Consider the following 6,382-nt stretch of genomic DNA (forward strand, 5'->3'; position numbering starts at 1 on the left):
CCGGAGTCGGCGAACGGCTCCTTGTTACCTGACTCTCATGCGCGTTCTTTTTGTTGGAAATGAAACCAACATTTATTTAAAAACCTGATTTGCCGCCGGTCTTTATCATGGAAGGCTCGCATGAGCTGTTTGACCAGCCACCTGGGCATCCCGCCGCCTCCTTTCGCATTGGTTTGTTGTTTTAGTTTATGTAGGCAGGGGGATGTCCGTGTCTTACTGTCTCTTAATTCTGTTTGTGTGCCGCTGAGAGGGGAAATAGTATGACAGACCAGGAGTTGCAAAGATGGGTGGAACAACTGTCCCTCATGCATTTTGGGATTCCTTTTGCCCACCTGGCCCGGTTTAATTCCCGTCTGCGCACAACCGGGGGGAGATATCACCTGTCCGACCATCGGATTGAGATGAATCCGAAGATGTTGGAAGTCCACGGCAGAGAGGTGTTTACCAGGATTATTTTGCACGAGCTCTGCCATTATCATTTGCACATACAGGGAAAAGGTTACCGCCACCGGGACCGTGATTTTCGCGAACTGCTGGAGCAAGTGGGCGGTCTTCGTTATGCCCCTCCCCTGCACCCCTCTGCGAAAAAAAATCAGATTGCAAAGGTTTTGCTCACCTGCAAACACTGTGGAAAAACCTATTACCGCAAACGAAAGGTGAATCTGGCCCGCTATATTTGCGGGGATTGTCGTGGCCCGCTGGAGCAACAAATCCTGACTTCAAACCAACCATAAAGGGGGAATTGTTTGATGCATCTCAATGACTGGTTTCAAAAAGGGATGACTTATGAGCAATATGTGGACAGCATGAATGTAAATCGGGACCGCATGCTTGAGATCTATGATAACGTTCAGCTTTCCGAAGAAGACCACTCATTTTTCCGGCAAGCGCAAACAAGGAACTGGCGTGTGATCGTGCTGACGGCCGACTGGTGCGGGGATGCCATGCTGTGTATCCCTATCCTGAAACGTATTGCCGAATCAGCCCATTTTGATCTGCGCATGTTGATTCGCGATGAAAACCTGGAGTTGATGGATCAATATTTGACCAATGGGAAATCCCGGTCAATTCCAATTTTTATATTCATAGATGAAGCGGGGATGGAAAAAGCGGTTTGGGGCCCCCGTTCTCCTTATGTACAACAGATGATCGAGCAGATGCGCAGCCAATTGCCCGACAATGATGATCCTCTGTTTGAAGAGAAACAACGCCAGATGTATCGCGAGTTTAAAGACCGGATTTCATCTGACCCATCCATCTGGAAAACTGTGATTGACAGCATTCGCGCACGCTTGACACAGCCCCTGACTAGTTAAGAAAAGAGGCGATAGCAATGGCAACGGAATGGAAAGTAGGCTTTATTGGTTTGGGAATTATGGGGAGGTCGATGTCCCGGCATATTATAAATGCGGGCTATCAAGTCACTGTGTGGAACCGCACAGCTTCCAAGATGGAAGAAGCGGCCGGGTGGGGAGCCCGTAAAGCCCGTTCACCGAAAGAAGTGGCGGAAAACAGCAATCTGATCATCACCATTGTGGGTGATACCCCGGATGTCCGTGAAGTAGTTGAAGGCGAAAACGGAGTCCTGGCAGGGGCTAAGCCCGGTTCTGTGTTGATTGATATGAGCACGATTTCCCCCGACGCCACCAGACAGATTGCCGCCCGCGCCGCCGAACAGGGTGTGGCGATGCTTGACGCACCGGTAAGCGGAGGGGATATCGGAGCCAGGAACGGAACGCTTTCCATCATGGTCGGCGGAGAGGCCTCCGTTCTGGAAAGTGTAAAACCGGTTCTTGAAACGATGGGCAAGTCGATTGTCCATTGCGGACCGAACGGTGCAGGACAGACCGTTAAAGCTTGCAATCAGATTTTGTGCGGCCTGAACTTACTTGGCATGGTCGAAGCGCTCGCCTTCGCCAAAAAAGCGGGTGTTGATCTGGAGAAAATGATTGAGGTTACAACCCGTGGGGCGGGAGGTTCATGGGCGCTTGCCAACCTGGGACCGCGGGTGGTCAAAGGAGACTTGGATCCCGGTTTTTCCGTCCGCTTTCAACAAAAGGACCTGCGAATTGTCCTGCAAGAAGCAGAACGGCTGGAACTGCCGCTATTAGGTACCGCCGCTGTTCAACAACTATTGCGCTCCGTCCAGGCGCATGGAGGAAATGAAGACGGTACCCATGCGCTGATCAGGTTGATGGAACAATTGGGCAATGTGTCAATTACACCCTCGGAGTAACGGGGGAGCAGTCCTTTTGATGTAAACAGGCAATGTTTGTTCATCAGCTTGACTCTTCCTTAGTAAAATGATAATCGTCCAAATACAGATGGATTTTACTTTATCTTTAGAAAAATGATATGTTATTCCAGATATAACAGAGATACTTTGGTCCCAGCCAATAATGCGAAAAAATATTCAAGGGCTATTGAGGTGGGAAAGGTTCCCCACGCGCTCGTCAGTGATGGAGATATGACTGGCAAGTCACCAGAGACGCAGGATCCGCCGCCCTGCCAAATAACCTAAATAGACCTGAGAGCTTTCCTGAAGAGGAAAGCTCTCAGACTGTTTCTTTTTGGCTGGAGATCTCCGCTTTAAGCCAGGGTAGAACATCATAACCCAATATACTTGGCAACAAGGGTTCTTGCAACAGGGATTTCACCTGTACCCTGAACCAGGATACGTCCATCAGGGAAAATGACGAACCGGAAAGATTCCACCTCGGCCCGCAGCATAAACGGATTTCGCGCCACTTTGCCCACCATTTTTAAACGGTCCTCCAGCTGATCCAAATCGATGGAATGTTGTTCCGGGGGCGTGATCTGAACCGTTTCCCGACCACATAAAGAGACTTCCCGCGCCTGTTTGTCAACAGGGTCCAAATAATCATAGTTGTGTTGTTGACAGGCGGGGCAATCTGCTTGCCGCTGTCCGGAAACTTGCAGTGCCGTATCGTGGTTGGCCCATAGCTCAAAATGGCGCAGGCGGGTTTCCAGCGCATTTGTGTCCCCCACCAGCAACTTGAACGCTTCAGTAGCCTGATAGGCCGCCACCACCTGGATAATCGGCCCGATCACCCCGGCAGTATCGCAGGTTTGGGCGGTGCCGGGAGCGGGTGCCTGCGGAAAAAGGCAGCGCAGACAGGGAGTGATTCCGGGACGAATGGTAAATGTGATCCCCCGTGCACTGACCGCTCCGCCATAAATCCAGGGAATCGAGTATTTGATACTTACATCGTTGACCAAATAACGAACGTCAAAATTATCGCTCCCATCCAGGATCAGATCTACATCAGAGAGAAGCTCCTCTGCATTTCTCCAGGTAAGATCGGTGATATGCGGATCAAGGTCAACAGATGAGTTGATTGCTTTCAGCTTTTGAGCAGCCGCTGTCGCTTTGGGCAGGTGATCTTCGGCATCAGCTTCGTCATACAACATTTGCCGTTGCAGATTGCTCGCTTCCACAAAATCGCGGTCAATCAAGCGGACATATCCGATCCCCGCCCGGACCATATGATTGGCTAAAGCAGTTCCCAGCGCACCAAGGCCTACAATTGCAACGCGGGACTTTTGCAGTTTGGCTTGTCCCGTTGGTCCAATCGGAGAAAAAAGCACTTGTCTGGAATAACGGGTGAGATCCATACTCATAAAAAATTCCCCTTATCATAAATTCAAATAATAAGGTTTTCCATTTTTTATTTTCTCATCTCCTTACAAATCTGCAACCCCGGGTGAAATGAGTATGAAGGAGGGAATAATAGGGAAAGAGTGAAATGAGGAGGAGATCTACTTGGAGAAAAAAACCTACTATGTAACTGTGGACATTGGCCCGAATGCGGGTGAAATCCGGGAAGAAATCAATCTAAATGATGCTGTGTATGATTTTGAGATCAGAGCGACCCCCGAAGAAATTTCCCGCTTGGAAAAGCTGTTTGAGGAAACGCAGGAAAACGACTTTCACACGTTTATAACGGCCCACATCCCTTATGAAACGAGAGAGCGATTGCAGGACAGCCGCAGAGAGGATGAAAAAATTGATCAGATCTATCAGATGATTTACCAGTTGGGAACTGAAGAGACGAAGCGAAAAATGAAACAGTCAGGGATTATTCACTGAGGGCTGTGAAAATTTCCGGGAGGATTTTGAGTTTGAGTGGCATAGTGTCTTTTTAATCCTGGAAAAGGGATAAAAAGACACCTCAACCGGAATAGATGAAATATTGGGCGGACTGTTATTTTTGGGATAAATCAACTTCCCCATGAACTTGATCTTCCCATTCATAGGGAATATACTTATTTTAAATGAATTAACTTTTGATGGAGGGAATAGTTTCGTGGAACAACCTCGTTTTCCGGGTATGAACACCGGGACACCTGCTCCGGTAGTTACGACTAATCAACGGCTGATGCAACGAGTTTTTTCCTGGATGTTTGCCGGTTTGATCATGACGGCAATCATCGCTGGCGCTCTCAGCATGAATCCAAATGTGCCCAAGATGCTGGCGTCTCAACCGGTTGTGTTCTGGGGCTTTGTCATCGCCGAATTAATCGTTGTATTCGGGCTGTCCCTTTTTCTCAACCGCTTGTCCGTCTTTGCGGCAACTCTGGGTTTCTTCTTATATGCAGCCTTAAACGGAGTTACTTTAACCCTGATACTGTCTTACTATAACCTTGGAACCATTGGTGCAGCCTTTTTTATCACGGCTGGTATGTTTGGCGTATGTGCATTGATCGGTTATACCACCAAACGTGACCTCTCCAAGATCGGTTCCATTGCTCTGATGCTGGTGATCGGGCTGATTCTGGCATCGCTGGTGAATATCTTCTTCATCGAGAGCAGCCTCTTCTCATGGATTGTCTCTATTGCCCTTGTGGTTCTTTTCTGCGTCATCACTGCCTTCGACGTTCAGAAAATCAAATATATGAGCGAACAGGCATATGATGAAGATACGGTGTCCAAATTGGCGATCTTTGGCGCGTTGATGCTTTATCTGGACTTTATCATTATCTTCAAAAACCTGCTCAATATTCTCGGCAGTGATGACTAAAGGAACACTAAAAAATTCCATGCTTCAGATGATCTCCCCCCTGGAATGAACTTTTCGCCCCGGCCTGGGTTCGCAGGTGATTCCAAGGGGGGTTATTCACTGTTGAACTTGAAATAACAAGTGATTCATGCATACGGAAAGGGTAAGATAAAACGATATTTCCGGGGGAAAAAACACTTGACTCCAACATTTGTTCCGTGCTAATCTATTAAATGTCTTCGGCGAAACAGGACGATGAAGCAATCCACAAGAAATTCAAAAAAAGTCCTTGCAAAATGAAATCAAATCAGTTATAATTGACCCTGTCGCTGAAAAAATTTAAAGTCGTTCCTCAGTAGCTCAATGGTAGAGCACCCGGCTGTTAACCGGTAGGTTGCAGGTTCGAGTCCTGCCTGAGGAGCCATTTTGCGGAGAGATACTCAAGAGGCCGAAGAGGACGGTTTGCTAAACCGTTAGGGGGTCACAAGGCCCCGCGAGGGTTCGAATCCCTCTCTCTCCGCCAGATCAATGATTGGCCCGTTGGTGAAGCGGTAAACACACCAGCCTTTCACGCTGGCATGCAGGGGTTCGAATCCCCTACGGGTCACCACTTTTTGGACGCTTAGCTCAGCTGGGAGAGCATCTGCCTTACAAGCAGAGGGTCGGCGGTTCGATCCCGTCAGCGTCCACCATTGAAGAAAGATTCTTCTTCATATTTTTGCGGAGCTGTGGTGTAGAGGCCTAACATGCCTGCCTGTCACGCAGGAGATCGCGGGTTCGAATCCCGTCAGCTCCGCCATCTATTTTCATTTATGGCGGCCGTGGCGAAGTGGTTAACGCACCGGATTGTGGCTCCGGCACTCGTGGGTTCGATTCCCACCGGTCGCCCCACACTGGGGAGTAGCCAAGCGGTAAGGCAACGGACTTTGACTCCGTCATGCGTAGGTTCGATCCCTACCTCCCCAGCCATTACTATGAGCCATTAGCTCAGTTGGTAGAGCATCTGACTTTTAATCAGAGGGTCGAAGGTTCGAGTCCTTCATGGCTCACCACATTGATAGATAAAAATAAAAAAAGCGTCTCACAGCTGATGCACAATCAGATGTGAGACGCTTTTTTTATTTTGTAAAACATTTGATAAAAAGTTCTATTTAAGCAATATTTGCGAGAAAGAACCTACTTAAAAGCCTGCCGGTATTAAAAGTCCTTTTTCATTAAAAAAGAACTTTAGATGACCTTGTTGCATAACTAAGGTAAAAACCAAGAACCTAACGGTTCCAAGGCGCTTTTGAAGTGTTAAAACCTAACCTTTTATTTATTAAGCGATCGAGTAAATATAACAAAATTACCCACAAAGTATG

The 6,382-nt window shown here is 48.1% G+C and carries 7 protein-coding genes and 8 tRNA genes; 13 read left to right on the plus strand and 2 right to left on the minus strand.

The window, feature by feature from the left end; genetic code table 11:
* Positions 1–35: 35 nt before the first annotated feature.
* On the minus strand, positions 36–311 hold the full coding sequence (gene cmpA / locus I8U27_RS21195; protein WP_332310909.1) for a cortex morphogenetic protein CmpA: 276 nt from the start codon (positions 309–311) through the stop codon (positions 36–38).
* On the opposite strand from cmpA, the gene I8U27_RS17075 reads away from it, so the two are divergent.
* Genes I8U27_RS17075 through I8U27_RS17085 form a run of 3 tightly spaced genes read left to right on the plus strand, consistent with a single transcriptional unit; the run spans position 261 to position 2,236 of the window.
* Positions 261–734, plus strand: coding sequence for a SprT family protein (locus I8U27_RS17075; protein WP_181754028.1), 474 nt, complete (start codon positions 261–263; stop codon positions 732–734). The two genes, cmpA and I8U27_RS17075, sit on opposite strands and share 51 nt — an antisense overlap.
* 15 nt (positions 735–749) lie before the next feature.
* Positions 750–1,316, plus strand: coding sequence for a thioredoxin family protein (locus I8U27_RS17080; protein WP_181754027.1), 567 nt, complete (start codon positions 750–752; stop codon positions 1,314–1,316).
* A 17-nt stretch (positions 1,317–1,333) separates the two neighbouring features.
* A complete protein-coding gene (locus I8U27_RS17085) occupies positions 1,334–2,236 on the plus strand; it encodes an NAD(P)-dependent oxidoreductase (RefSeq protein ID WP_181754026.1) in 903 nt (300 codons plus the stop codon).
* Positions 2,237–2,607: 371 nt separating this feature from the next.
* Here I8U27_RS17085 and I8U27_RS17090 read toward each other — a convergent pair whose 3' ends face one another.
* Positions 2,608–3,636 carry a ThiF family adenylyltransferase gene (locus tag I8U27_RS17090; RefSeq protein WP_181754096.1) on the minus strand — a complete coding sequence of 343 codons (1,029 nt, stop codon included), beginning with the start codon at positions 3,634–3,636 and terminating at the stop codon, positions 2,608–2,610.
* A gap of 148 nt (positions 3,637–3,784) precedes the next feature.
* Here I8U27_RS17090 and I8U27_RS17095 point away from each other — a divergent pair, with 148 nt between their 5' ends.
* The 10 genes from I8U27_RS17095 (at position 3,785) to I8U27_RS17140 (ending at position 6,073) form a co-directional block, all read left to right on the plus strand.
* Entirely contained in the window at positions 3,785–4,111 is a 327-nt protein-coding gene (locus I8U27_RS17095) for a hypothetical protein (RefSeq protein WP_181754025.1), read from the plus strand.
* Positions 4,112–4,328: 217 nt separating this feature from the next.
* A complete protein-coding gene (locus I8U27_RS17100; protein ID WP_309506173.1) occupies positions 4,329–5,042 on the plus strand; it encodes a Bax inhibitor-1/YccA family protein in 714 nt (237 codons plus the stop codon).
* Between the two features lie 328 nt (positions 5,043–5,370).
* A tRNA-Asn gene (locus I8U27_RS17105) sits at positions 5,371–5,445 on the plus strand.
* 6 nt (positions 5,446–5,451) lie between these two features.
* Positions 5,452–5,544: transfer RNA gene (locus I8U27_RS17110), tRNA-Ser, on the plus strand.
* 11 nt (positions 5,545–5,555) lie between these two features.
* Positions 5,556–5,631: transfer RNA gene (locus I8U27_RS17115), tRNA-Glu, on the plus strand.
* 6 nt (positions 5,632–5,637) lie between these two features.
* Positions 5,638–5,713, plus strand: a tRNA-Val gene (locus I8U27_RS17120).
* Between the two features lie 30 nt (positions 5,714–5,743).
* Positions 5,744–5,820, plus strand: a tRNA-Asp gene (locus I8U27_RS17125).
* A gap of 16 nt (positions 5,821–5,836) precedes the next feature.
* Positions 5,837–5,912: transfer RNA gene (locus I8U27_RS17130), tRNA-His, on the plus strand.
* 3 nt (positions 5,913–5,915) lie between these two features.
* Positions 5,916–5,990 (plus strand) — tRNA-Gln (locus I8U27_RS17135).
* A 7-nt stretch (positions 5,991–5,997) separates the two neighbouring features.
* Positions 5,998–6,073 (plus strand) — tRNA-Lys (locus tag I8U27_RS17140).
* Positions 6,074–6,382 lie beyond the last annotated feature (309 nt).

Source organism: Paenactinomyces guangxiensis (assembly GCF_016055185.1).
Classification (GTDB): Bacteria; Bacillota; Bacilli; order Thermoactinomycetales; family Thermoactinomycetaceae; genus Paenactinomyces; species Paenactinomyces guangxiensis.

What these genes read in the sequence shown, in the direction of transcription:
- I8U27_RS17080 (WP_181754027.1), top strand. Translation starts at nt 750, where the DNA reads ATGCATCTCAATGACTGGTTTCAAAAAGGGATGACTTATGAGCAATAT.
- I8U27_RS17085 (WP_181754026.1), top strand. Translation starts at nt 1,334, where the DNA reads ATGGCAACGGAATGGAAAGTAGGCTTTATTGGTTTGGGAATTATGGGG.
- I8U27_RS17075 (WP_181754028.1), top strand. Translation starts at nt 261, where the DNA reads ATGACAGACCAGGAGTTGCAAAGATGGGTGGAACAACTGTCCCTCATG.
- I8U27_RS17090 (WP_181754096.1), bottom strand. Translation starts at nt 3,636, where the DNA reads ATGGATCTCACCCGTTATTCCAGACAAGTGCTTTTTTCTCCGATTGGA.
- cmpA (WP_332310909.1), bottom strand. Translation starts at nt 311, where the DNA reads ATGCATGAGGGACAGTTGTTCCACCCATCTTTGCAACTCCTGGTCTGT.